This window comes from Pseudomonas sp. GW822-FHT02D10 (assembly GCF_058802345.1).
Genome location: NZ_JBXAOB010000015.1, coordinates 109,872 through 135,121 on the forward strand (window position 1 = coordinate 109,872; position 25,250 = coordinate 135,121).

Consider the following 25,250-nt stretch of genomic DNA (forward strand, 5'->3'; position numbering starts at 1 on the left):
AGTTCGCCTCATCGCGATATAACGTTTTACCAAACCCGAGCACTGCCATGCCCACCATTGACCTCGACGAAATAATAAAAGCCCTGGCGCACCCAGTACGGCGAGACATCCTGCACTGGCTGAAAGACCCGACCGTCGAATTCCCCGACCAGTCCCACAGCAACGAGCACGGCGTCTGCGCCGGGCAGATCGATCAACGTTGCGGTTTGTCGCAATCCACTGTTTCCGCCCATCTGGCGACCCTGCAACGCGCCGGCCTGATCAGCAGCCGTAAAGTCGGCCAGTGGCATTTTTTCAAACGCAACGAGGAAACCATTCAGGAATTCCTCCGCACCTTCAGCAAAGAGCTCTGACCCTTTACGTCAGTACGCCGATAAGGAATCAACCATGCCCCTCTCGCTACTCATTCTGGCCCTGAGTGCCTTCGCCATCGGCACCACCGAGTTCGTCATCATGGGCTTGCTGCCCGATGTAGCGGCCGACCTTGGTGTGTCGATTCCTGGCGCCGGGTGGCTGGTGACCGGCTACGCCCTGGGCGTGGCCATCGGTGCGCCGTTCATGGCACTGGCCACCGCCAGACTGCCACGCAAGGCTGCGCTGGTCGCATTGATGGGCATTTTCATCGTCGGCAACCTGCTCTGCGCCCTGGCCAGTGATTACCAGGTGCTGATGTTCGCCCGTGTCGTCACCGCCCTGTGCCATGGCGCGTTCTTCGGTATCGGTTCGGTGGTGGCGGCAGGTCTGGTGCCCGCCAACAAGCGTGCTTCGGCCGTCGCACTGATGTTCACCGGCCTGACCCTGGCCAACGTGCTGGGCGTACCGCTGGGCACTGCGTTGGGTCAGGAAGCCGGCTGGCGTTCGACCTTCTGGGCGGTGACCGTGATCGGCGTGATTGCGCTGATCGGCCTGATCCGTTTCCTGCCGGCCAAGCGTGATGAAGAAAAGCTCGATATGCGCGCCGAACTGGCGGCCCTCAAAGGCGCCGGGATCTGGCTGTCGCTGAGCATGACCGCACTGTTCGCCGCGTCGGTCTTCACCTTGTTCACCTATGTCGCACCGCTGTTGGGCGAAGTTACCGGTGTCTCGCCACGCGGCGTGACCTGGACCCTGATGCTCATCGGATTGGGCCTGACAGTCGGCAACATCATCGGCGGCAAACTGGCTGACAAAGGCATGGCGGCGACGCTGATCGGTGTGTTCATCAGCATGGCGCTGGTCTCCACCGTACTGACCTGGACCAGCGTCGCATTGATCCCGAGCGAAATCACCCTGTTCCTTTGGGCCACCGCGTGCTTTGCCGCCGTCCCCGCCCTGCAAGTGAATGTAGTGACCTTCGGCAAGGCTGCACCGAACCTGGTGTCGACCTTGAACATCGGCGCTTTCAATGTCGGCAACGCACTCGGTGCCTGGGTTGGCGGCAGCGTCATCGCCCATGGTTTCGGCCTGACCAGCGTGCCCCTCGCCGCAGCAGCACTGGCGGTACTCGCCCTGCTGGTAACCCTGATTACTTTCCGTCAGAGCGGTAATCCCGAACTGGCCCCTGCTACCAACTGATACCTCACGAGGGTTGTATTAAATGACGACTATTTTCGATCCGATCAAGCTTGGCGACCTGCAACTGGCGAACCGCATCATCATGGCGCCACTGACCCGCTGCCGCGCCGACGAAGGCCGTGTACCCAACGCGCTGATGGCTGAATACTACGTGCAGCGCGCCTCTGCCGGCCTGATCCTCAGCGAGGCCACCTCGGTCACACCGATGGGCGTCGGCTACCCGGACACCCCGGGCATCTGGTCCAACGACCAGGTGCGTGGCTGGAGCAACGTGACCAAAGCGGTCCACGGCGCCGGCGGCAAGATCTTCCTGCAACTGTGGCATGTGGGCCGGGTTTCCCACCCCTCCTACCTGAACGGCGAAGCACCGGTTGCACCGAGCGCCATCCAGCCAAAAGGTCATGTCAGCCTGGTTCGCCCATTGGCCGACTACCCAACGCCACGCGCACTGGAAACTGCTGAAATCACCGACATCATCGACGCTTACCGCGTCGGTGCGGAAAACGCCAAAGCTGCCGGTTTCGACGGCGTGGAAATCCATGGCGCCAACGGCTACCTGCTCGACCAATTCCTGCAAAGCAGCACCAACCAGCGCACCGACAATTACGGGGGTTCCCTGGAAAACCGTGCTCGCCTGTTGCTGGAAGTGACCGACGCCGCAATCGAAGTCTGGGGCGCAGGTCGCGTCGGTGTGCACCTGGCACCCCGCGCCGACTCCCACGACATGGGCGACGACAACCTGTCCGAAACCTTCACCTACGTCGCTCGCGAACTGGGAAAACGCGGTATCGCGTTCATTTGCTCCCGCGAGAAAGAAGCCGGCGACAGCCTCGGCCCACAACTGAAAGCAGCCTTCGGCGGCCCGTACATTGCCAACGAACGCTTCACCAAGGACAGCGCCAACGCCTGGCTCTCCAGCGGCAAGGCCGATGCGGTCGCCTTCGGCGTGCCGTTCATTGCCAACCCGGATTTGCCTGCACGTTTGAAGGCCGATGCACCGCTGAATGAGGCGCGTCCGGAACTGTTCTATGCCAAGGGCCCGGTTGGTTATATCGATTACCCAATGATGTAATTTCAAAGCAAATAAAAAAGGTTCTTCCCGGTAATCCGTGAAGAACCTTTTTTTTGCCTGAAACTCAGAGCAGGAAGATTGTCGCCAGCCCGAGGAAGATGAAAAACCCGCCGCTGTCGGTCATGGCCGTGATCATGACGCTCGCGCCCATTGCAGGGTCGCGTCCAAAGCGCGCCAGGGTCATCGGAATCAAGACCCCCATCAACGCCGCCAGCAACAGGTTCAAGGTCATGGCGGCAGTCATCACCACGCCCAGCGACCAACTGCCGTACAACATGTAGGCCACCACGCCAATGACCCCACCCCAAACCAGACCGTTGATCAAACCAACTGCCAGCTCCTTGCGCATGAGGCGCGAGGTGTTACCGGTGCTGACCTGATCGAGCGCCATGGCACGAACAATCATGGTGATCGTCTGGTTGCCGGAATTACCGCCAATACCGGCAACGATCGGCATCAACGCTGCAAGCGCCACCAGCTTCTCGATAGACCCTTCAAACAGCCCGATCACTCGCGACGCAACAAACGCGGTAATCAGGTTGATCGCCAGCCAGGCCCAGCGGTTGCGCAGGGATTTCCAGACTGACGCGAAAATATCTTCCTCTTCACGCAGACCCGCCATGTTGAGCACTTCGTTTTCGCTCTCTTCACGAATCAGGTCGACCATTTCATCAATGGTCAAACGACCAATGAGCTTGTCGTTCTTGTCGACCACCGGCGCCGAAATCAAGTCATAACGCTCGAAAGCCTGCGCGGCATCGTAGGCATCTTCATCCGGGTGAAAACTCACCGGATCGCTGGCCATGACTTCCGAGACTTGCTTGTCAGGATCGTTGACCAGCAGTCGCTTGATCGGCAGCACACCTTTGAGCACACCGTCGTAGTCAACCACGAACAATTTGTCGGTATGACCCGGCAGCTCTTTGAGGCGACGCAAGTAACGCAGAACCACTTCGAGACTGACATCCTCGCGGATCGTCACCATCTCGAAGTCCATCAATGCACCGACCTGCTCCTCGTCATAGGACAACGCGGAGCGAACGCGCTCACGCTGTTGGCCATCAAGGGTTTCCATCAGCTCGTGGACGACGTCTCGCGGCAGCTCGGGGGCCAGGTCAGCAAGTTCGTCGGCATCCATCTCCTTGGCCGCAGCCAGGAGCTCCTGATCATCCATGTCGGCGATCAGGGTTTCACGAACCGAGTCGGATACTTCGAGCAGAATGTCGCCGTCGCGCTCGGCCTTGACCAACTGCCAGACAGTCAGACGCTCGGCGAGCGGCAAGGCTTCAAGGATGTAAGCAACGTCGGCGGAGTGCAGATCATCGAGTTTGCGTTGCAACTCGACGAGGTTTTGCCGGTGGACCAGGTTTTCGACCCGATTGTGATGAGGACCTTCCTGGCAATGAGTCAGGTCTTCGACCACCCGCTGGCGCTGCAGCAGCTCAACGACTTGAGCGAGGCGGTCTTGCAAGCTTTCTTGCGTTTTCTTTACTTCAACTTCAGTCATAGGCGAACTCCACTCCCAGCAGCGGGGCACGCCGGAAGGATCAATCAGTCAATTCATGATTGGTAAAATGGGGTACTGAGCAACTACTGGGTAAGTCCATGGAGGTATTCCACAAGCCCCGGCGGGGCTGACGGGCGCAATCATACACCGCTTGAGGGCTTTAAACGTTAAAAAATCCGGCCTGAAACAAGCGCTTGCGACGCAAACCTGAGCACTGTCCGCATCCGTGAACCTGCGACGAATCATCCTGAAAAGAAAACACGCCACCGCTGAAAAATGCAGTGACTACCCTTGATCGTGACCGTCATGGAGGACGCCCAATGCCCGGGAATAAACTTGCAATCCTGTTAATCGCCCTGCTCTACCTACCCCAGCAGGCCACTGCAACGACCGTACATCGATGCGAAGACGCCAAGGGCCGCATCACCTACACGACGCTGAGCTGCCCTCCCGGAGAGGCGCTGTCACGGCAGAACATTTACAACCCAAACCTTTTCAAATTCGAGGCAATACTTCCCGGCGCCAACCATCAGGAAACATCAGGTATTAAAAGCACGTCGAGAGATCCGACCGTTGTCGGCCAAATCAATGACAAATGCGGAAATATGCTCAGTGCCAAGGAACGTCGCGAAGCAATCATCAATCAGCGGATCATTCCAGGCATGAGCCAGCAGGAAGTTGAAAGCGCACTCGGTAAACCAGACAAGATCAGTATTCGGAACGCGACGACGAATTATCGCTACGACAGCAAGAAAGGTCGTAGCGCGCAAATCGCGTTCGATGAGAAGGGATGTGTAAAAGGCAAATCCCAGACAGCAAAAAGCCCGCGTTAGACGCAGGCTTTTTGGTGTTTGGTGCACTCGACAGGATTCGAACCTGTGACCGCTCGGTTCGTAGCCGAGTACTCTATCCAGCTGAGCTACGAGTGCATTTTGTGTTTTTAGACCAGATCACAACTGGTTGAAGCCAGGTTACCTGCATGACTGCAAATAACCCTTAAATGGTGCACTCGACAGGATTCGAACCTGTGACCGCTCGGTTCGTAGCCGAGTACTCTATCCAGCTGAGCTACGAGTGCCATTTGTTGCCGCGCATTATAGGCCGTTGAATCTTTTTGTAAAGCGCTTTTTTCTAGTAATTTCAACAACTTACCGAAGAAGCCAGATTACAACGTACTAAACGAATAATGGCGGAGAACGGGGGATTCGAACCCCCGACACCCTTTTGAGGTGTACTCCCTTAGCAGGGGAGCGCCTTCGGCCACTCGGCCAGCTCTCCGCAACACGGGGCGTATCTTAACCAACCTTTTCCCCGTTTGCAAACATAAAAAACGATAAAAATTAATGGCTTGGTTCGTCGTCCTTCTCTTTCTTGATCCGCAGGTAGATTTCCTCACGGTGTACAGCCACCTCTTTAGGCGCGTTAACGCCAATACGCACTTGATTTCCTTTGACGCCGAGCACGGTCACGGTGATTTCGCCATCACCAATAATCAGGCTTTCTGCGCACCGACGAGTCAGAATCAGCATACCTTTCTCCTCACGCATTTCATTTCAGGGACAACAGTCTGCAAAAAAAAGGCGTTCGACCTACAACCAGAACGATCGTAGCCCTACACGCCTAAGTATTGACCAGCACGAGCAAAAGAACAGATTTCAGTCGCGCCGCTCAAAAAAACAAAGGGCGCGGTCAGACCGCGCCCTTAGAGGAGCATCACTCGCCCTGGCGGGCCGGTGCGTCCAGTTCGAAAGCCGTGTGCAGAGCGCGCACAGCCAATTCCAGGTACTTCTCTTCGATCACTACGGAAACCTTGATTTCCGAAGTCGAGATCATCTGGATGTTGATGGTTTCTTTAGCCAGGGCTTCGAACATGCGGCTGGCAACGCCTGCGTGAGAACGCATGCCGACGCCGACGATCGATACCTTGGCAATTTTGGTGTCACCAACGACTTCACGGGCACCGATCTCGCGAGCGGTGTTTTCCAGCACGGTCTGGGCCGACTGGTAGTCGTTGCGGTGCACAGTGAAGGTGAAATCGGTGGTGTTATCGTGCGCAACGTTCTGCACGATCATGTCGACTTCGATGTTCGCGGCGCTGATCGGGCCGAGAATTTTGAAGGCCACGCCCGGGGTGTCTGGCACGCCACGGATGGTCAGCTTGGCTTCATCGCGGTTGAAAGCGATGCCGGAAATGATCGGCTGTTCCATGGATTCCTCTTCATCAATAGTAATGAGGGTGCCCGGACCCTCCTTGAAGCTGTGCAGTACGCGCAGCGGAACGTTGTACTTACCGGCGAACTCGACCGCGCGGATCTGCAACACCTTGGAACCGAGACTGGCCATTTCCAGCATCTCTTCAAAGGTGATCTTGTCCAGGCGCTGAGCCACGGACACCACGCGCGGGTCAGTGGTGTAGACACCGTCGACATCGGTGTAGATCTGGCATTCATCAGCCTTCAGGGCCGCTGCCAGCGCCACGCCGGTGGTGTCGGAACCGCCACGACCAAGGGTGGTGATGTTGCCGTGCTCGTCGACGCCCTGGAAACCGGCGACAACCACCACGCGACCGGCCTTCAGGTCACCGCGAATCTTCTGGTCATCAATCTGCAAGATACGCGCTTTATTGTGCGCGCTATCCGTCAGAATCCGTACCTGGTTGCCGGTGTACGACACCGCTGGTACGCCGCGCTTGATCAGCGCCATGGCCAGCAGTGCAATCGTCACCTGCTCACCGGTGGACACGATGACATCCAGCTCACGCGGAACCGGTTGATCGCCGCCACTGATTTGCTTGGCCAGATCGATCAGACGGTTGGTCTCGCCGCTCATTGCAGACAGCACAACCACCAGGTCATCGCCGGCTTCGCGGAATTTCTTAACCTTGTCGGCGACCTGCTCGATTCTCTCGACAGTGCCGACTGAGGTGCCTCCAAATTTCTGTACGATCAAAGCCATTTCAAAGCCGCCTCTGCCCATGAAGGGCGCCCATTAATCACTCAAACAGCTGCGAAGCCCGCCACTAGACGACGGGCTCGGCACGCAGCCTTAAATACCCTGCTCTACAAACGGCATGGTCAGGGCCAATGCAGCATCCAGTGCGCCAGCGTCGGTACCGCCGCCTTGCGCCATGTCCGGACGACCACCGCCCTTCCCGCCCACTGCTGCAGCGGCTTGCTTCATCAAATCACCGGCTTTGAATTGGCCAGTCAGGTCCTTGGTTACACCCGCAACCAACACGACCTTTTCCTCATGGACACTGCCGAGCAGGATCACTGCGCGGCCGAGTTTGTTCTTCAGTTGATCGACCAGCGCCAGCAGCGCCTTGCCGTCCTGACCGTCGAGACGCACGGCCAGTACTTTCACGCCTTTGACGTCCTGGGCAGAAGCCGACAGGTCGTCGCCCGCCGCACTGGCGGCCTTGGCTTGCAACTGCTCGAGTTGCTTTTCCAGCAGACGGTTGCGCTCAAGCACAGCCGACAGCTTGTCGATCAGGTTGTCGCGGCTGCCCTTGACCAGGTTGGCCGCTTCCTTGAGTTGCTCTTCCGCAGCGTTCAGGTAAGCCAGTGCCGCAGCGCCTGTGACTGCTTCAATACGACGTACGCCGGAAGCCACACCGCCTTCGCTGATGATTTTCAGCAGGCCGATGTCGCCAGTGCGATTGGCATGGATACCACCGCACAGCTCGACGGAAAAGTCGCCCATGCTCAGCACACGCACGCTGTCGCCGTACTTCTCGCCGAACAGCGCCATGGCGCCTTTTTGCTTGGCGGTATCGATGTCGGTTTCTTCGGTTTCAACGTCGGAGTTCTTGCGAATCTCGGCGTTGACGATTTCTTCCAGCGCTTTGAGCTGTTCAGGCTTGATCGCTTCAAAGTGACTGAAGTCAAAGCGTAGACGCTGACTGTCGACCAACGAACCTTTCTGCTGAACGTGCCCGCCCAGCACCTGGCGCAATGCCGCGTGCAGCAAGTGAGTGGCGGAGTGGTTCAGCGAAGTGGCGTGACGTACGTCGGCATCCACCTGGGCCTGAACCGGCGAGCCAACGATCAGGCTGCCCGAATCCAGCACACCGTGGTGCAGGAACGCGCCGCCGGTCTTGGTGGTGTCGCGCACGTCGAAACGCGCAGTGCCAGCCTGGAGGAAGCCGCAATCACCGATCTGACCACCCGATTCCGCATAGAACGGCGTCTGATTGAGAACGACCACGCCCTCTTCGCCTTCGCTCAGTACGTCGACCGATTGCCCGTCTTTATACAGAGCAACGATTTTTGCCGAACCGCTGTGAGCGGTGTAACCGGTGAACTCGGTGGCCACATCAACCTTGACCAGGCTGTTGTAGTCCATGCCGAAGGAGCTGGCCGAACGAGCACGGACGCGCTGGGCTTCCATTTCGCGCTCGAAGCCCGCTTCGTCGATGGTCAGGCTGCGCTCGCGAGCGATGTCGCCGGTCAGGTCCATCGGGAAGCCGTAGGTGTCGTACAACTTGAACACTACGTCGCCTGGCACCACATCGCCTTTGAGTTCGGCCAGATCCTGCTCGAGGATCTTCAGGCCTTGCTCCAGAGTCTTGGCGAACTGCTCTTCTTCGGCTTTCAGCACGCGCTCGATGTGCGCCTGCTGGGATTTCAGCTCAGGGAAGGCTTCGCCCATCTCGGCAACCAGTGCGCCAACGATCTGATAGAAGAAACTGCCCTTGGCGCCCAGCTTGTTACCGTGACGGCAAGCGCGGCGAATGATCCGACGCAACACGTAGCCGCGACCTTCGTTGGACGGCAGCACGCCATCGGCGATCAGGAAACCGCAGGAACGAATGTGGTCAGCCACGACTTTCAGCGAAGCCTGGTTGTCGTTGGTGCAACCGATGGCCTTGGCCGAAGCGCTCAGCAGGCTCTGGAACAGGTCGATTTCATAGTTCGAGTGAACGTGCTGCAGCACGGCACTGATCCGTTCCAGGCCCATGCCGGTATCCACCGATGGCGCTGGCAACGGGTGCAACACGCCATCGGCGGTGCGGTTGAACTGCATGAACACGTTGTTCCAGATTTCGATGTAACGGTCGCCGTCTTCTTCCGGCGAACCCGGTGGGCCACCCCAGATGTCGGCGCCGTGATCGTAGAAAATCTCGGTGCAAGGACCGCACGGGCCGGTATCACCCATGGTCCAGAAGTTGTCGGACGCGTACGGCGCGCCTTTGTTGTCGCCGATACGCACCATACGCTCGGCCGGAACCCCGACTTCCTTGGTCCAGATGTCGTACGCCTCGTCATCGCTGGCGTAGACCGTGACCCAGAGCTTTTCCTTCGGCAGGTTCAGCCACTTGTCGGAGGTCAGGAAATTCCAGGCGTAGGTGATCGCATCACGCTTGAAGTAGTCACCGAAGCTGAAGTTACCCAGCATTTCGAAGAAGGTGTGGTGACGAGCGGTATAACCGACGTTTTCCAGGTCGTTGTGCTTGCCACCGGCGCGAACGCACTTCTGGCTGCTGACGGCGCGGGTATAGGCGCGTTTTTCCTGGCCCAGAAAGCAGTCCTTGAACTGGTTCATCCCCGCGTTAGTGAACAGCAGGGTTGGGTCGTTGCCCGGAATCAAAGAGCTGGAGGCTACACGGGTGTGGCCTTGCTCTTCGAAGAAGCGAAGGAAGGCTTCACGGATTTCTGCGCTTTTCATTAGGTTCTTCCACGGAGGCTGCGGCCAAAGGCCTGTGCGAATCGTCAACGGACGAAGCGACGGCAAAGGGCCGCATTATATCGGCGTTAGTGACCAGGTACAGTGTGTTTGTACGATACAAACAGTCAATTGGACGGCTAACACCTTCAGTTTTGCGAAAACTCGACGAAAGACGCGATCACCTGCTCGATCTGCGCCCGGCTGACGTCCATGTGAGTGACCATGCGCAAGCGCGGGGCGGCGCTGAGCTTGATCCCGCGCTCACCGGCAAATACCTTGATCGCATCGCACTTGTCGCCCATCTGTACGTAAACCATGTTGGTCTGTACAGGTTCGACTGTATACCCCGCCGCGCGCAGGCCTTCAGCCAAAAACTGCGCGTTGTCGTGGTCATCCGCCAGGCGTTGCACGTTGTGATCCAGCGCATACAAGCCGGCCGCCGCGAGAATGCCGGCCTGGCGCATGCCGCCACCGACCATCTTGCGCAAACGTCGGGCCTTGCCGATCAACTCGACCGAACCGCAGAGTACCGAACCGATCGGCGCGCCAAGTCCTTTGGACAGGCACACCGACACCGAATCGAAGTGCTGAGTGATTTCCCGGGCATCAACACCCAGCTTGACCGCTGCGTTGTACAACCGCGCGCCGTCCAGGTGCAGCGACAAACCGTGTTCATGGGTAAAGCGGCGCGCCCGCGCCAGGTACTCCAGCGGCAACACCTTGCCTTGCATGGTGTTTTCCAGCGCCAGCAAACGGGTGCGGGCGAAGTGGAAGTCGTCCGGCTTGATCGCCGCCGCGACCTGAGCCAGGTCCAGCGAACCGTCGGCTTGAACTTCCAGCGGCTGCGGCTGGATCGAACCCAGCACCGCTGCCCCGCCACCTTCGTACTTATAGGTGTGCGCCTGCTGACCAACGATGTACTCGTCACCGCGCTCGCAGTGGGCCATCAGCCCCAGCAAGTTGCTCATGGTGCCCGTCGGCACGAACAGCGCCGCGGCGAACCCCAGACGCCTGGCCAGTTCCGCCTCAAGCTGATTGACGGTCGGATCTTCGCCGTAAACGTCATCCCCGGTGGCCGCCGTGGCCATCGCGTCGAGCATCCCTGCGGTTGGTTGGGTGACGGTGTCGCTACGAAGATCGATAACGCTCATGAATCAGGCCTCGGAATAGGACGCTAACGTCGCTGCTGATAAAGGAAATCTGTTTCGAAGAGGATTACTGCGGCCAAAGCCACGATTAATCAAGGCCGGGCCAGGAAAAGGCGAGTCAAGCCAACGGAAAAACCGATATATATCATCAGAAAGCAGCGATGCGCAGCCCACCAATATGTGTTAAAAACGCTCCGCCGCCAGAAAATCTGGCAGCAAAACGTTCTCAGGGCGGGGTGCAACTCCCCACCGGCGGTAATTGCGCGCAATGCGCATAGCCCGCGAGCGCTTGGTGTCACTGATGCTTCGGCAGCAGGTGACGGCAAGGTCAGCAGACCCGGTGTGATCCCGGGGCCGACGGTCATAGTCCGGATGAAGAGAGAACGGGATTGGCACCAAAGGGCCGTCCGTGGGCAACGCGCATGCACTGCACGTTTGACCTGCACGGACCCTTAAATCCCATTCGATTCATAACGCCCTGTTTTTCACACAAACAGGAGTCAGAACAGATGCAACCCACCGCAATCGATAGCAAAAGCAAAAACCATCAGGGCGAACGCGTAGCGTTTATCCAGGCGTGCTGGCACAAGGAAATCGTTGATCAAAGCCGTAAGGGCTTCGTCAGCGAGATGGTCGCTCAGGGCTATCAGGAATCGGATATCGACTTTTTTGAAGTCGGTGGCGCCTTTGAAATTCCACTGCACGCCAAGCTGCTGGCCAAGTCCGGCCGTTACGCGGGCATCGTCGCTGCAGGTTTAGTGGTTGACGGCGGCATCTACCGTCACGAGTTCGTCGCCCAGTCGGTGATCAGCGGCCTGATGCAGGTTCAGCTGGAAACTGAAGTGCCGGTGTTCTCGGTCGTGCTGACCCCGCATCACTTCCATGCCGGTGAAGAGCACCAGAAGTTCTTCTTCGAACACTTCGTGCACAAGGGTCAGGAAGCGGCGAAGACCTGCGCCGATACGTTGCACAAGATGCGCGCCTTGCGCCGTAGCGAGCCGCGTGCGGTAGCCATCTAAACACCGAACCCGTAGGAGCTGCCGAAGGCTGCGATCTTTTGAGGGCCTGATGGCCGCTGAAGATCAAAAGATCGCAGCCTTCGGCAGCTCCTACGTGGGATACGTCATTCGGCGTAGCGGGCTTGCCCGCCCCCGCATTAGATCGGTGCCTGAATCAGATCAGGTTTTCTGCTGTCGTCGGCACTATCAAAATCCCGGCGCGCAGGCCGTTCTTGACCTTCGGGTTCGGGAAGATGATTCGCGCCCCCTCCTCCTCGACGATCCAGCGGGTCTGGGCGATGTCCTCGGCAAGCAGATAGCCCTTTTTCAGCTCCGAGAAATTCTCGATGTCTGCCGGCAGGTTCAAGTGGAAGCTGTCGCTGTGCTTGATGATTTCCCGCGCCACGCTGAACAGCTGCAAACCCTCCAGGCTATCTTCTGCCAACTCCGGCTCGGTGCCTTCGATGATCTGCTTCAACAGGGTTTCGAGACGCGAGACGTTAACCCCTTCGTTCTGCCCGAACGGCCGGGCCTTGCCCAGTTCAAGGGTGAAAGACTCGGCATCGAGCTTGTCGTAGGTGTACGAGCTGAAAACGATGGACGGCTTGTTCTGCAACAGCACCGCCTCCATGCCGGCAGCGCGCAGGCGGGCCAGTTCATGACGGGAATGCTGGCGACCTTCTTTCCAGGGATACAGCGCGAACTGCTCGATCTTCGAGCCACGGATCGCGGTGTGCAGGTCGTAGTGCAAACGGGCGCGGTCGGGCAGGTTGAAGAAACTCGCCGCCAGACGCTCCAGCTCACAGGCTCGCAGCGCTTCGGAACCACTGCTGAGTTCGTGACGGCCGTTGAACAGCCGATTGACATCCTGCTCGATAAAACGCTCGCCGCGGCGCATGGCCTCGGGGTTGCCGAACAGGAACAGAATACGTGCACGCGGCTTCAATTCACCGCGGGCGATGTCATGCAACAGGCGATCGAGCAACTCGATCGGCGCTGTTTCATTACCGTGGATGCCAGCCGACAACAGCAAGTCCAGGCCATTGTCGCGAGCTTCCGGTGGCCGTACTTCCAGCGCACCTTCGCTCAGCCAGCGCATCCGCACGCCTTCGACAGTCAGTTGAGTCTTCTCCGCCGGTTCACGGCCGGCGAGGGTCAGTTCAAGCAGTTTGCCGAGGGCGAGCATAGAGCGAATTCCTTAGTGATCGTGCTTGCAATCCGGGCCGTGCACGTGGTCTTCGTCACCGATTTCAGCCGGTTCCATTTCCAGTTGCAGACTTACCAGATTAGTCGCCAATGGGCGCAGCAGCAGGTTGGCGTATTCAGCATCACCTTCTTCGACATCAACGCCGATCAGCAGCTGGCCACGGCCGTCGTGCTGAATCCACAACTCTTTGCCTTGCCACATGACCGCAACGCGGGTGCAGGTGGTTTCCAGTTGAGTGCCGTCGGTGTCTTCAAGAATCAGCTGCAGGGTATCGCTCATTATTACGTTCTCATCTGGAGATAAAGCAACGCGTCCGACTCTTCATGAGCAGGACGCGGGCTTTCAATTGATCTGGAATGGATAAACCGCGCCCAGTTTAAGGATTTGCGTCAGTTCATCCAGTGCCGTCCGGCACTCAAGCAACAATTGTGGGTCCGCCAGATCGTTTTCGGTCATGCGGTCACGGTAGTGCTTGTCGACCCATTGGGTCAGCGTGCCATACAACGGCGCGGTCATGATAACCCCTGGGTTGACGGCCGCCAGCTCGGTTTCATTCAGTGCGACACGCAACCGCAGGCAAGCCGGGCCACCGCCGTTCTGCATGCTTTGCTTGAGATCGAAGACTTTCACTTCGCGAATCAGGCCGCCCGAGCTGATCAGCTCTTGCAGGTACTGCCAGACGCGCGGGTTGTTCTGGCACTCTTGCGGCACGATCAGCAGCATCGAACCGTCGGCGCGCGACAGCAACTGGCTGTTGAACAGGTAAGAACGCACGGCGTCTTCGACCGACACCTGCGCGCTCGGTACGCAGATCGCCTTGAACTGGCCGCCACGCTTGGCAAGCTTGGCCGACAGTTCGGCAAGCATCTGCTCGGTGTCGAGGAACGCATCCTCGTGATAGAACAGCGCTTCGCCGTTACCGACTGCGATCACGTCGTTGTGGAACACACCCTGGTCAATCACCGAAGGATTCTGCTGGGCGTACACCACGCCGTCATCGCTCAAGCCGTGCAGACGAGCGACCGCTTGCGAAGCTTCGAGGGTCTGACGCGCCGGGTACTTCTGCGGTGCCGGGTAGCGGGTATCGAACGCGCTGCGACCGAACACGAAGAACTCGACACCGGCTTCGCCGTATTCACGGCAGAAACGCGTGTGGTTGGCTGCACCTTCGTCACCGAACTGCGCCACGGCAGGCAATGCTGCGTGGTGGGCGAAGTGTTTCTGGTCAGCGAACATCGCCCCCAGCACGCGGCTGGTGGTCGGGTGTTCGATGCTGCGGTGATATTTGCAGTTGAGGTTGGCGGCGGTGAAATGCACGCGACCGTCAGCGGTATCGGCACTCGGGCTGACCGTGGCGGCGTTGGCCACCCACATGCTCGACGCCGAGCAGTTGGCAACCAGCAACGGCATCGCCTGCCTGGCGGCTTGCTCGATCACTTGTGCGTCGGTGCCGCTGAAACCCAGGTTACGCAGGGCGGCCACATCCGGGCGCTCTTGCGGCGCCAGTACGCCTTGCTGAAAGCCCATTTCCATCAGCGCTTTCATTTTCGCCAGGCCTTGCAGCGCCGCTTCCTTTGGATTGGAAGATTGCTGGCTGTTGCTCTGGGACGCGACGTTGCCGTAGGACAGACCGCCGTAGTTATGGGTCGGCCCCACTAGACCGTCAAAATTGACTTCATAGGATTTCATCAGCGAGGCTCCACGAGAATCTGTTGTTATAGGCTTCAGTAACTGTTCAGTAAGACCGAGTCGCGGCTATCGTCGGATCGCCGCCCGGAGCAAGCTCGCTCCCACAGGATTTATATCGTCCTTGTGGGAGCGGGCGTGCCCGCAAAAAGGCTTTACGACATCCGCACGCCTGGGGTCAGGGCGGCCGGCATGGTCAGGCTCGGGGTTTCCAGCGAGGCCACCGGGTACGCGCAGTAATCCGCCGCGTAATAGGCGCTGGCGCGATGGTTGCCCGAGGCACCCACACCGCCGAATGGCGCGCTGCTCGCGGCGCCGGTCAGCTGCTTGTTCCAGTTGACGATACCGGCGCGGCTTTCCAGCCAGAACTGCTGATAACGCGCTTCGGAATCCGACAGCAAACCGGCGGCCAGACCGTATTGGGTGTCGTTGGCTTCAGCGATCGCCGCCTCGAAATCAGCGTAGCGGATCACTTGCAGCAACGGGCCGAACAGCTCTTCATCAGGACGATTGGCGACCGCGCTGACGTCAAGAATGCCTGGGGTCAGCAACGCGGCGTTAGCCTGAGGCTGGGTCATTTCCAGCAGCGACACGGCGCCGTTGGCCAGCAAGTGTTCTTGCGCGTCCATCAGTGCTTTTGCGGCGGCCAGAGAAACCACCGAACCCATGAACGGTGCGGGTTGCTGATCGAACGCACCGACTTCGATGGTCGCGCTGACCGCCACCAGACGCGCCAGCAGCGTGTCGCCCCAAGCGCCTTGCGGTACCAGCAAGCGACGGGCGCAGGTGCAACGCTGACCGGCGGAAATGAACGCCGACTGAATAATGGTGTACACCGCAGCGTCGAGGTCTGCGACCTGATCGACCACCAGCGGGTTGTTGCCGCCCATCTCCAGCGCGAGGATCTTGTCCGGACGCCCGGAGAACTGCGCATGCAGGTGGTTGCCGGTACGGCTGGAACCGGTGAAGAACAGACCGTCGATGCCTGAATTGGCCGCCAGGGCGATCCCGGTTTCACGCGCGCCTTGCAGCAGGTTCAGCACACCGGCCGGCAGGCCGGCTTCGATCCAGCACTTGACCGTCAGCTCGGCGACTTTCGGGGTCAGTTCGCTGGGCTTGAACAGCACGCTGTTACCGGCCAGCAACGCAGGAACGATATGACCGTTCGGCAAATGCCCAGGAAAGTTGTAAGGACCAAACACCGCGACCACACCGTGAGGTTTGTGGCGCAGCACAGCGGTGGCGTCGCCCAATGGGCCGCTCTTCTCACCAGTGCGTTCGCGGTAGCTCTGTACGGAAATGGCGATCTTGTTGACCATGCTGGTCACTTCAGTCGCGGCTTCCCACAGTGGTTTACCGGTTTCTTCACCGATGCAGTGAGCCAGCTCGTCAGCGTGTTTTTTCAGGCTGGCGGCAAACGCTTCCAGCACACCGACACGATCTTCCAGGGAGCGTTTGGCCCAGGCCGGGAACGCCTGACGCGCAGCTTGCACCGCGCTTTCGACCTGAGCAGCACTGGCGCCCTGCCCCGACCACAGCACTTGCTGGGTCACCGGATTCAACGATTCGAAGGCGTCACCCTGGCCAGCCAGCCATTCACCTGCGATGTATAGCGAATTCATTATTTCGACTCCCGAGCAGCAGACAACGGCACGGCACGTACTTGATCGCCGGCATTGAGTTGAAGACGTTTGGCGGTCAACGAGTCGACTACCAGCGTACCGGCAGCAAAGCGTGCTGGAGCGGCAGTGATCCGGCAGTCTTCGCGTTTGCGGTTGTGAATCAGAAAAGGTGTGGCGTCGTCACCTGGGGTGCCGATGGCCAACACCAGCGCCTGGCTATCGCGGACCGCACGGATCTTGCCGGTTTCGCATTCCACGGCCGGACCGGCGTCGAAGATGTCGACGTAACCCTGGTAGCTGAAACCTTCGCTCTTGAGCATCGCCAGCGCCGGCTCGGTGTCAGGGTGAACCTTACCGATCACATTGCGCGCGTCTTCAGAGAGGAAGCAGGTGTACAGCGGGAACTTCGGCATCAGCTCGGCGATGAACGCCTTGTTGCCCACGCCCGTCAGGTAATCAGCCTGGCTGAATTCCATTTTGAAGAAGTGTCGACCCAGGCTTTCCCAGAACGGCGAACGACCGGCTTCGTCGGACACACCGCGCATCTCGGCGATGATCTTGTTGCCGAACAGCTCCGGGAATTCGGCGATGAACAGCATCCGCGCCTTGGCCAGCATGCGGCCATTGAGGCCTGAACGGTAATCGGCGTGCAGGAACAACGAGCACAGCTCGGAATTGCCGGTCAGGTCGTTGGCCAGGAACAGCGTCGGGATTTCGCGGTAGATATTCAGCTCTTGCGAAGCGCTGACGGTCAGACCGACCCGGAAGTTGTACCAAGGCTCACGCAGGCCGACAGCGCCGGCAATGGCGGAAATACCCACCACCCGACCGTTATCGTCTTCGAGCACGAACAGGTAGTCCGCGTCGCCGCGCCCCGCTTCGCCGCGAAAGGTCTTTTCAGCCCAGCCAACCCGATGAGACAGACGCTCTTCGTTGGCCGGCAAGGTGGTCAGGCCGGTGCCGGTGCTGCGGGCCAGGTCGATCAGAGCGGGTAAATCGCTGCTGCGTACGGGACGAACGATCATGCTATCTCCTCAAACGGGCCGCTTGCGCCACCCGTGAAACTCGCTGCTTTCTAAGCATTCTTTCCAGCGTTAAACCGCCACCAGGCGCACGCTGGCACCTTCACCGACGCCCAGGGCCTCGGCGGCTTCAAGATCCAGCGTCACCGGTTTGCCCGGCGCATAGTCCAGTTCGAGCAGTACGGCGCGGTAATCCTGCAACTGGGCGTTGGCCACCAGGTACTGACGACCGGCACCTTTGACCGGCTCACCGATTTTCACCGGCACCACACGGCTCTGGGCGATCGAACGGATGCCCGAGACACGTGCATGCAGGGTCGGGCCACCGTCGAAAATGTCGATGTAGTGATCGGTCTCGAAGCCTTCGCGCATCAGGATGTCGAAGGTGATCTGCGCCCGTGGGTGCACCTGCCCCATCGCCTCTTGGGCGGCGTCCGGCAACAGCGGTACGTAGATCGGGTAATGCGGCATCAACTCAGCGAGGAAGGTCCGGCTCTTGAGCCCGCACAGACGTTCGGCAGCGGAGTAGTTGAGGTCGAAGAAGTTGCGACCGATGGCGTCCCAGAACGGCGAGTCGCCATTTTCATCGCTGTAACCGACGATCTCGGTGACCACCGAATCGGCGAAGCGCTCCGGATGGCTGGCGACGAACAGCAGGCGACCGCGGGAGTTGAGTTCCGACCAGGCCGAACCTACCAGCTCCGGCAGCACGTAGAAGCTGGTCAGCAGACTGTTGCCGGTCAGGTCGTGGCACTGGGAGAGCACGTGAATCTTGTTATGAATCTTCAGCTCGCGAGAGGCGTGCACGAAGGTTTCATTACGGAAACTGTAGAACGGCTCGGAATAACCGGCCGACGCGACGATGGCCGAGCAGCCGGCCAGTTTGCCGGTGGCGGTGTCTTCGAGGACGAAGAAATAACTCTCTTCACCGTTGAAGCTGACTTCGGCAGCGAACGAGGCTTCACTTGCTGCGATCTTGTCGCTCAAGCGTTCGACATCATCCGGCAAGGAGGTGACACCAATCGGGCTGTCCGCAGCCAGACGCTGTACCTCGCCCAGATCAGCCATTTGCGCGGGGCGCATCACCAGCATGGTGTCACTCCTTTCTCGAAAAACTCTTTGAGGAAAATAAGCCGGGCCGGCCTTTGAGACACCTGTGGGAGCGAGCTTGCTCGCGATTGCGTCCTGTCAGGCAACAAAGATGTTGGCTATAAGGCCCTCATCGCGAGCAAGCTCGCTCCCACATAAAGCGGGCCCGGCATAAAAATTGGGTTCGACGCCTGAATGATCAGGCGTCGAAGGGTCGATCAGGCTTGAGTCAGTTTGGCCACGGCGCGCTCGAAACGCTCCAGACCTTGCTCGATGTCTGCGTCTTCCACCACCAGGCTAGGCGCAAAACGAATCACGTCCGGGCCGGCTTGCAGAATCATCAGGCCTTCTTTTTCAGCGGCGTTGAAGATGTCCTTGGCCTTGCCTTTCCAGGCGTCGCTCAACACGCAACCGAGCAGCAGGCCCAGGCCACGCACCTGAGTGAACAGACCGTACTTGGCGCCGATCTGCTCCAGACGAGTCTTGAACAGGTCGTGCTTGGCTTTGACGCCGTTCAGCACTTCGGGCGTGTTGACCACGTCGATGACCGCTTCAGCCACGGCGCACGCCAGCGGGTTGCCGCCGTAGGTGGTGCCGTGGGTGCCGACCACCAGATGTTTGGCCAGGGCTTCGCTGGTCAGCATCGCCGCGATCGGGAAACCACCGCCCAGGCTCTTGGCGCTGGTCAGAATGTCCGGCGTCACGCCGTAATGCTGGTAAGCGAACAGCTCACCGCTGCGGCCCATGCCGGTTTGTACTTCGTCGAAAATCAGCAGCGCGTTGTGTGCGGTGCACAGCTCACGAGCGCCTTGCAGGTACGAAAGTTCAGCCGGCAATACGCCGCCTTCGCCCTGGATCGGCTCCAGCACTACCGCGCAGGTCTTGTCGGAAATGGCCGCTTTGAGCGCTTCCAGATCGTTGAACTTGACGTGAGTGATACCGGTGATCTTCGGACCGAAACCATCGGAGTACTTCGACTGGCCACCGACGTTCACGGTGAACAAGGTACGGCCGTGGAAGCTGTTCAGCGCGGCAATGATTTCGTACTTCTCTGGACCGAAACGATCGTGAGCCACACGACGGGCCAGCTTGAAAGCGGCCTCGTTGGCTTCGGCGCCAGAGTTGCAGAAGAACACGCGCTCGGCGAAGGTCGCGTCGATCAGCTTATGGGCCAGGCGCAGGGCCGGCTCATTGGTGAACACGTTGGACACGTGCCACAGCTTGTTCGCTTGCTCGGTCAAGGCACCGACCAGTGCCGGGTGCGCATGGCCCAATACGTTAACCGCAATCCCGCCGGCGAAGTCGATCAACTCGCGGCCAGACTGGTCCCAAACGCGGGAACCGGCGCCACGTACCGGAATGAAAGCGGCAGGTGCGTAGTTGGGAACCATTACCTGGTCGAAATCGGCGCGTTGTACCGCAGCGTGCTCAACGGACATCGGAGTCTCCTGATGAGAAACACCCGCCTGAAACTGGCGAGCGATGAGGGGATTGTAAGGACAGTTTTCAGCCCGGCCTTGCCGCCAAGCGACAACTTCTTATAGCGCAAACACAGGTTTGACCCGGGTTTACGGCAATGCGACAAATAGCGTCGCAAAGGCGCAGTTTAAACTGCCGGGCCAGGTAATAGGCAGGCCTGTCGAGAACTAACTCATCCCGGTTTGACGATGGCGGTAATCATGTAACGCCTGGCGCGTGCGCTCATGAGTTTTCCTAGGGCTTCTTAAATGCTAACGGCCCCACCCATGAGCCTCACACACGAATCCCCAGCCGCGTGGACTCCCTGACAATAAATGGCCATAGCGGCACGAGCGGCGTGCACCAGTTCCTGCGGAGCTTTTCAGGCTTGCGTCGCCTGGCCTTGCGCAGCTTCAGCCTGGGCCATCTCCCGGACACCATCAGCCAATCGCCGCAGATCAACGAATGATCCTCAGCGATTGCGCTATCACCCTCACCCCCGAGAGCCTGGCGACGCTGTCTGCGCAGAGCCAACTGATGACACTGGACCTGTACAAAAACCCGCTGGGACTTCTCCCCAATGTCGAAAACATGCCGAACCTGAATTACATCGACGTGGCAAACACCGGTATATCTGATTTTCCGACAGGCTTGCTGACCCGCCTACGCCTTCGAACCGCTCTGCCCAATGACAACGGGATCCAGGAGCTGCCCGCCGCTCTCTTCAAGCTGCCCGGCAACACCCAAGAGGGCTTCGACCTTGGGGACAATCCGATTTGCGCCGATGACCGCGAACGGATAAAAATCCATTTCGTCCGAACCCGTCATGACTTCGGGGTCTTTGCCGAGCAAGCCGATATTCGCCGAGCGCAAGCGCTTTACCCGCGAATGGATCAAGAGCAAGCCAGTGAGTTTGTTTACCTTTTGCCCGGCACTCTGACCGACGGCAGGACAGAACTGACACGCCTGGAGACCGAGTTCGAAACACTGAGAAACGACCTGTCAGCCTGGACAGCGGACATCCCGGCCCTGCATCCGGTCAGCGGGACCCCCTTCACCGCCCAGCAGTTGCTGGAAGAACATTGGATTCGGGATGAGTTCAAACGGATCGTGGAACGGGGCTGGCGCCGAGAAACCAATCTGGACGACTTCAATCAGCACCTTCAGCCCAGCTATGAACTGACCTTGCCGACCATCATCACCGGTGACCTGCCGGTGCTGCGCGCAGACTTCAGTCACGTCTCGCTGCTGTATCTGCACAGTAACGAAGGGCTGACCTCCGGAGCCGGAGGGTTTCTGCAAAGCTTCCCCCGTCTCAAGGGCCTGACCATTCGTAACTATCGACTGGGCAACGTACCCGAGGAGGTTTTCAGGATGGGCGATTTGACGGCATTGTCCCTGACCGAATACCAACTCACCCTGACCGCACAAACAGCGCTCGAACTGGCACAAATGGAACGCCTCGACTATCTGGATCTGAGCTACAACCCGCTGGGGTTAGCGCCAGACGTTAGCCAGATGCCCCACCTCAAGACCCTGCTGCTGAACGACACCGGCATCACCGAACTACCGGCGGGCCTGCTGCAATTCAAGGACATGGAAACCGTGGATCTGAGTGCAAACGCGATCACTCACATACCCGCCGATATTCTGGAATTGCCGCTGGATGTCGGCGAGAGCATCAATCTGAGGGGGAACCCGCTGTCTGAAGAAAGCGTACAAAAACTGATCAGTTACTTCAGAGAGACAGGCGTCGACTTCGGCGTCGATGCGGTCATTGATCAAGCGGAAATGGAGGTGTCATCGTCCGGGGACTCTGACGTCGATGAATAATCGGCGCCAGACTCTACAACGTGTCAGAGCGAATCAACCGCGCTCCGACGGCGCCGACGACAATTCGAACGGACTGCTGCTGCGCCGCTGGTTGCGATCTTCCCGCGGCGTGGCGCCGAAGAAGTTGCGGTAGGCGCTGGAGAAGTGCGGCCCCGAGGAGAAGCCACAGGACAAACCGATCTGGATGATCGACTTGCTGGTTTGCATCAACATCTGCCGGGCCTTGTTCAGGCGCAGTTCCAGGTAATACTGGCTCGGCACACGGTTGAGGTACTGCTTGAAAATCCGCTCCAACTGCCGACGGGACACGCACACGTGCTGGGCGATTTCGTCGGTGGTCAGCGGCTCTTCGATGTTGGCTTCCATCAGCAACACGGCTTGCGTGAGCTTTGGATGGCTGGAGCCGAGGCGATTCTGCAAGGGGATGCGCTGACGCTCACCGCCCTCGCGAATGCGTTCGACCACCAGTTCTTCGGACACCGCACCGGCCAGTTCAGCGCCGTGATCGCGGGCCAGCACCGCCAGCAACAGATCGAGCACCGACAACCCGCCGCACGCGGTCAGGCGATCACGATCCCAATCGAACAGATGACTGGTAGCGATGACCTTGGGGAAGCGCTCGGCGAAATCGTCCTGCCAGCGCCAGTGCACCGCTGCGCGGTAACCGTCGAGCAATCCCAATTGTGCCAGCGGATAAACGCCGGCCGACAGACCGCCAATCACACAACCGGCACGCACCAGTTGCTTGAGCGCGCTGCTGAGCGCTGGCGCCAACGTCGTCGGCGGCTCATCGGCCAGCAGAAACAGTTTCTGGAAATTTTCCAGCTTGCCGGTCCAGGGCTCACCCGGCAATTGCCAGGCCCCTTCGGCAGGCGTTTCGGCCTGCAGGAACGAGAGTTCGTAAACAACCTCCGGATGCACGCGCTGAGCAACACGCAAGGCCTCCTCGGCCAGCGTCAGCGTCAAGGCTTTAGTGCTGGGCCAAATCAAGAAACCAATTCGATGGGCAGTCATGGCGGCAATCCGAAACGAAAACAGTGTTAAAGCCGAAGGCGGCTGCAACCAAATTAGACCATCTGGCGCGCGGTGCGCAGCATGACCTAATTTGGTGCGTAACGGGAGCGATTACTTCAGGCTGCCCGAGAGGAATTGTTGCAGACGTTCGGACTGTGGATTGACCAGCACTTCACGCGGGTTGCCGCTTTCTTCAACCACGCCTTTGTGCAGGAACACCAACTGGTTCGACACTTCACGGGCAAAGCCCATTTCGTGCGTCACCACGACCATGGTCCGGCCTTCCTGGGCCAGCGCCTGCATCACTTTCAGCACGTCGCCGACCAGTTCCGGGTCGAGCGCCGAAGTTGGTTCGTCGAACAGCATCACCTCAGGTTCCATCGCCAACGCACGGGCAATCGCCACGCGTTGTTGTTCGCCGCCGGACATATGGCCTGGGTAAGCATCCTTGCGATGGGACACGCCCACCTTGGCCAGATACAGCTCAGCCTTTTCACGGGCTTCGGCCTTGGACATGCCGAGCACGTGGACCGGCGCTTCCATGATGTTTTCCATCGCGGTCATGTGCGACCACAGATTGAAATGCTGGAACACCATCGACAACCGCGAACGCATGCGTTGCAGTTGTTTCGGGTCGGCGGCTTTCAGCGCGCCGTCCTTGTTCGCCACCAGTTTCAGCTCTTCGTTGTTGAGCAGAATCTTGCCGGCGTGCGGTTGCTCAAGCAGGTTGATGCAACGCAGGAAGGTACTTTTGCCGGAGCCACTGGAGCCGATGATGCTGATCACATCGCCGGCTGCCGCTTTCAGGGACACGCCCTTGAGCACTTCGTGACTGCCGTAGCGTTTATGCAGGTCTTGGACTTCAAGTTTGTACATGCTGTCGGTTCTCACAAAAACAGTCAGTCAGTGGTTTTCAGTGCTTGCGCGGGGCGAGGTAGCCCAGCCAGCGGTGCTCGGCCATCTTGAACAGACGCACCAGAATGAACGTCATACACAGGTAGAACACGCCTGCGGTGATGTAGGCCTCGAACGGCAAGTAGTACTGAGCGTTCACGGTACGCGCGGCACCGGTGATGTCGATCAGGGTCACGATGGACGCCAGACTGGTGGTCTGCAGCATCATGATCACTTCGTTGCTGTACTGCGGCAGCGCCCGGCGCAGGGCCGACGGCAACAAAATGCGCTTGTACATCTTGAAGCGCGACATGCCCATAGCCTTGGCCGCTTCGATCTCACCGTTCGGCGTGGCCCGCAGGCTGCCGGCGATGATTTCAGCGGTGTAGGCGCTGGTGTTGATCGCGAAGGCCAGGCACGCACAGAACGTCGCGCTGGACAGCCACGGCCAGAGGAAGCTTTCACGCACCGCTTCGAACTGCGCCAGACCGTAGTAGATCAAAAACAGCTGCACCAGCATCGGCGTGCCGCGGATCACGTAAGTGAAGAGCCAGGCACTCATGTTGACGATCAGCTGCTTGGAAACACGCATCAGCCCCAGCGGCAACGCGGCCAGCAAACCGAACAGCAACGACAGCGCGAGCAGTTTCAGGGTGGTCACCAGGCCGCCGAGGTACAGCGGCAAGGCCTCCCAAATGACGTTGTAGTCGAAGATCATAGATCAGCCGCCCTTACGCCTACCGAGTAGCGCTTCTCAAGGTGACGCAATGCCAGCAACGAGACACTGGTGATCACCAGGTACATCGCGGCCACTGCGAGGAAGAAGGTGAAAGGCTCGCGGGTGGCATCTGCCGCCTGCTTGGCCTTGAACATCATGTCTTGCAGACCGACCACCGAAATCAGCGCAGTCGCCTTGGTCAATACCAGCCAGTTATTGGTAAAGCCCGGAATCGCCAGGCGAATCATCTGCGGCACCAATACCCGGAAAAACACCTGAAAACTGCTCATGCCATATGCCGCACCCGCTTCTGCCTGGCCTTTCGGGATCGCCATGAAGGCCCCACGGAAGGTTTCCGACAGGTACGCACCGAAGATGAAACCCAGGGTGCCGATACCGGCGATCAACGGGTTCAGGTCGATGTAGTCGTCATAGCCGAGCAACGGTGCAACACGGTTGAGCAAGTCCTGACCGCCGTAGAAAATCAGCAGGATCAGTACCAGATCGGGAATCCCGCGGATCACCGTGGAATACAGATCGCCCAGCCAGGCCAGCCAGCGTACTGGCGACAGGCGCAACGCGACCCCGATCAGACCCAGAACGATGGCCAGGGCCATGGACGACAAGGCGAGCTGAAGCGTCAACCATGCGCCATCGAGGATGACAGCCCCGTAGCCTTTCAACATGATTCAGGTCCTCGAAAATTGGGATGAAAAAATGGCGCAAACCTCAGAGATCCTGTTGCTTGCGCCATTTCGGAC

The 25,250-nt window shown here is 59.1% G+C and carries 22 protein-coding genes, 3 tRNA genes and 1 riboswitch; of the genes, 6 read left to right on the top strand and 19 right to left on the bottom strand.

From position 1 onward, the window contains the following. Window positions 1-47: 47 nt before the first annotated feature. From AC1RPZ_RS21755 to AC1RPZ_RS21765, 3 genes are read left to right on the top strand one after another with little or no spacing between them, the layout of a single operon-like run. Window positions 48-353, top strand: a complete 306-nt coding sequence (locus AC1RPZ_RS21755; RefSeq protein WP_493139291.1) for an ArsR/SmtB family transcription factor — start codon at window positions 48-50, stop codon at window positions 351-353. Between the two features lie 34 nt (window positions 354-387). After that, window positions 388-1,554 carry an MFS transporter gene (locus AC1RPZ_RS21760; protein ID WP_493139293.1) on the top strand — a complete coding sequence of 389 codons (1,167 nt, stop codon included), beginning with the start codon at window positions 388-390 and terminating at the stop codon, window positions 1,552-1,554. 22 nt (window positions 1,555-1,576) lie between these two features. Further along, window positions 1,577-2,626, top strand: a complete 1,050-nt coding sequence (locus AC1RPZ_RS21765; RefSeq protein WP_493139294.1) for an alkene reductase — start codon at window positions 1,577-1,579, stop codon at window positions 2,624-2,626. Between the two features lie 64 nt (window positions 2,627-2,690). Here AC1RPZ_RS21765 and mgtE read toward each other — a convergent pair whose 3' ends face one another. Beyond that, on the bottom strand, window positions 2,691-4,133 hold the full coding sequence (mgtE, locus tag AC1RPZ_RS21770; RefSeq protein ID WP_493139296.1) for a magnesium transporter: 1,443 nt from the start codon (window positions 4,131-4,133) through the stop codon (window positions 2,691-2,693). A 320-nt stretch (window positions 4,134-4,453) separates the two neighbouring features. Between mgtE and AC1RPZ_RS21775 the strand changes: the two genes are divergently transcribed. Further along, complete coding sequence (locus AC1RPZ_RS21775; protein WP_493139298.1) at window positions 4,454-4,966, top strand: DUF4124 domain-containing protein; 513 nt, start codon at window positions 4,454-4,456, stop codon at window positions 4,964-4,966. A 19-nt stretch (window positions 4,967-4,985) separates the two neighbouring features. Here the strand turns inward: AC1RPZ_RS21775 and AC1RPZ_RS21780 are convergent. The 7 genes from AC1RPZ_RS21780 to ltaE form a co-directional block, all read right to left on the bottom strand. After that, window positions 4,986-5,062, bottom strand: a tRNA-Arg gene (locus AC1RPZ_RS21780). A gap of 72 nt (window positions 5,063-5,134) precedes the next feature. Continuing rightward, window positions 5,135-5,211 (bottom strand) — tRNA-Arg (locus AC1RPZ_RS21785). Between the two features lie 109 nt (window positions 5,212-5,320). Further along, window positions 5,321-5,411, bottom strand: a tRNA-Ser gene (locus tag AC1RPZ_RS21790). Window positions 5,412-5,473: 62 nt separating this feature from the next. After that, window positions 5,474-5,662 carry a carbon storage regulator CsrA gene (csrA, locus tag AC1RPZ_RS21795; protein ID WP_003178872.1) on the bottom strand — a complete coding sequence of 63 codons (189 nt, stop codon included), beginning with the start codon at window positions 5,660-5,662 and terminating at the stop codon, window positions 5,474-5,476. Window positions 5,663-5,846: 184 nt separating this feature from the next. After that, window positions 5,847-7,088, bottom strand: coding sequence for an aspartate kinase (locus AC1RPZ_RS21800; protein ID WP_493139300.1), 1,242 nt, complete (start codon window positions 7,086-7,088; stop codon window positions 5,847-5,849). A gap of 90 nt (window positions 7,089-7,178) precedes the next feature. Further along, window positions 7,179-9,800 carry an alanine--tRNA ligase gene (alaS, locus tag AC1RPZ_RS21805; protein ID WP_493139301.1) on the bottom strand — a complete coding sequence of 874 codons (2,622 nt, stop codon included), beginning with the start codon at window positions 9,798-9,800 and terminating at the stop codon, window positions 7,179-7,181. A gap of 146 nt (window positions 9,801-9,946) precedes the next feature. Next, window positions 9,947-10,951: a low-specificity L-threonine aldolase gene (gene ltaE / locus AC1RPZ_RS21810; RefSeq protein WP_493139303.1), complete on the bottom strand. Its 1,005-nt coding sequence runs from the start codon at window positions 10,949-10,951 to the stop codon at window positions 9,947-9,949. 215 nt (window positions 10,952-11,166) lie between these two features. Further along, window positions 11,167-11,337, top strand: a riboswitch (FMN riboswitch). A gap of 120 nt (window positions 11,338-11,457) precedes the next feature. Here ltaE and AC1RPZ_RS21815 point away from each other — a divergent pair. Beyond that, window positions 11,458-11,967, top strand: a complete 510-nt coding sequence (locus AC1RPZ_RS21815; protein ID WP_493139304.1) for a 6,7-dimethyl-8-ribityllumazine synthase — start codon at window positions 11,458-11,460, stop codon at window positions 11,965-11,967. A gap of 154 nt (window positions 11,968-12,121) precedes the next feature. On the opposite strand, the gene astE is transcribed toward AC1RPZ_RS21815, so the two are convergent. The 7 genes from astE to AC1RPZ_RS21850 all read right to left on the bottom strand — a co-directional run bounded on the left by astE (window position 12,122) and on the right by AC1RPZ_RS21850 (window position 20,011). Next, complete coding sequence (gene astE / locus AC1RPZ_RS21820; protein WP_493139306.1) at window positions 12,122-13,132, bottom strand: succinylglutamate desuccinylase; 1,011 nt, start codon at window positions 13,130-13,132, stop codon at window positions 12,122-12,124. A 12-nt stretch (window positions 13,133-13,144) separates the two neighbouring features. Further along, window positions 13,145-13,432, bottom strand: coding sequence for a topoisomerase II (locus AC1RPZ_RS21825; protein ID WP_493139308.1), 288 nt, complete (start codon window positions 13,430-13,432; stop codon window positions 13,145-13,147). A 63-nt stretch (window positions 13,433-13,495) separates the two neighbouring features. After that, complete coding sequence (gene astB, locus AC1RPZ_RS21830; protein ID WP_493139310.1) at window positions 13,496-14,842, bottom strand: N-succinylarginine dihydrolase; 1,347 nt, start codon at window positions 14,840-14,842, stop codon at window positions 13,496-13,498. Window positions 14,843-14,994: 152 nt separating this feature from the next. After that, window positions 14,995-16,464, bottom strand: coding sequence for a succinylglutamate-semialdehyde dehydrogenase (gene astD, locus AC1RPZ_RS21835; RefSeq protein WP_493139335.1), 1,470 nt, complete (start codon window positions 16,462-16,464; stop codon window positions 14,995-14,997). Further along, a complete protein-coding gene (gene astA, locus AC1RPZ_RS21840; protein WP_493139312.1) occupies window positions 16,461-17,486 on the bottom strand; it encodes an arginine N-succinyltransferase in 1,026 nt (341 codons plus the stop codon). Before astA ends, astD begins: the two co-directional genes overlap by 4 nt. Window positions 17,487-17,555: 69 nt before the next feature. Beyond that, window positions 17,556-18,575 carry an arginine/ornithine succinyltransferase subunit alpha gene (aruF, locus tag AC1RPZ_RS21845; protein ID WP_493139314.1) on the bottom strand — a complete coding sequence of 340 codons (1,020 nt, stop codon included), beginning with the start codon at window positions 18,573-18,575 and terminating at the stop codon, window positions 17,556-17,558. A 215-nt stretch (window positions 18,576-18,790) separates the two neighbouring features. After that, window positions 18,791-20,011, bottom strand: coding sequence for an aspartate aminotransferase family protein (locus tag AC1RPZ_RS21850; protein ID WP_493139316.1), 1,221 nt, complete (start codon window positions 20,009-20,011; stop codon window positions 18,791-18,793). A 484-nt stretch (window positions 20,012-20,495) separates the two neighbouring features. Between AC1RPZ_RS21850 and AC1RPZ_RS21855 the strand changes: the two genes are divergently transcribed. After that, complete coding sequence (locus tag AC1RPZ_RS21855; RefSeq protein WP_493139318.1) at window positions 20,496-21,863, top strand: leucine-rich repeat domain-containing protein; 1,368 nt, start codon at window positions 20,496-20,498, stop codon at window positions 21,861-21,863. A 33-nt stretch (window positions 21,864-21,896) separates the two neighbouring features. Here the strand turns inward: AC1RPZ_RS21855 and argR are convergent, their stop codons facing one another. The 4 genes from argR to AC1RPZ_RS21875 all read right to left on the bottom strand — a co-directional run bounded on the left by argR (window position 21,897) and on the right by AC1RPZ_RS21875 (window position 25,175). Continuing rightward, the gene (gene argR / locus AC1RPZ_RS21860; protein ID WP_493139320.1) at window positions 21,897-22,877 is read right to left on the bottom strand and encodes a transcriptional regulator ArgR; all 981 of its coding nucleotides are present in this window, start codon (window positions 22,875-22,877) and stop codon (window positions 21,897-21,899) included. A gap of 111 nt (window positions 22,878-22,988) precedes the next feature. Beyond that, window positions 22,989-23,753 carry an ABC transporter ATP-binding protein gene (locus AC1RPZ_RS21865; protein WP_019693166.1) on the bottom strand — a complete coding sequence of 255 codons (765 nt, stop codon included), beginning with the start codon at window positions 23,751-23,753 and terminating at the stop codon, window positions 22,989-22,991. A gap of 37 nt (window positions 23,754-23,790) precedes the next feature. Then, a complete protein-coding gene (locus AC1RPZ_RS21870) occupies window positions 23,791-24,489 on the bottom strand; it encodes an ABC transporter permease (protein WP_493139322.1) in 699 nt (232 codons plus the stop codon). Then, window positions 24,486-25,175 carry an ABC transporter permease gene (locus AC1RPZ_RS21875; protein ID WP_123426773.1) on the bottom strand — a complete coding sequence of 230 codons (690 nt, stop codon included), beginning with the start codon at window positions 25,173-25,175 and terminating at the stop codon, window positions 24,486-24,488. The genes AC1RPZ_RS21870 and AC1RPZ_RS21875 overlap by 4 nt, the downstream gene beginning before the upstream one ends. Window positions 25,176-25,250: the final 75 nt, after the last annotated feature.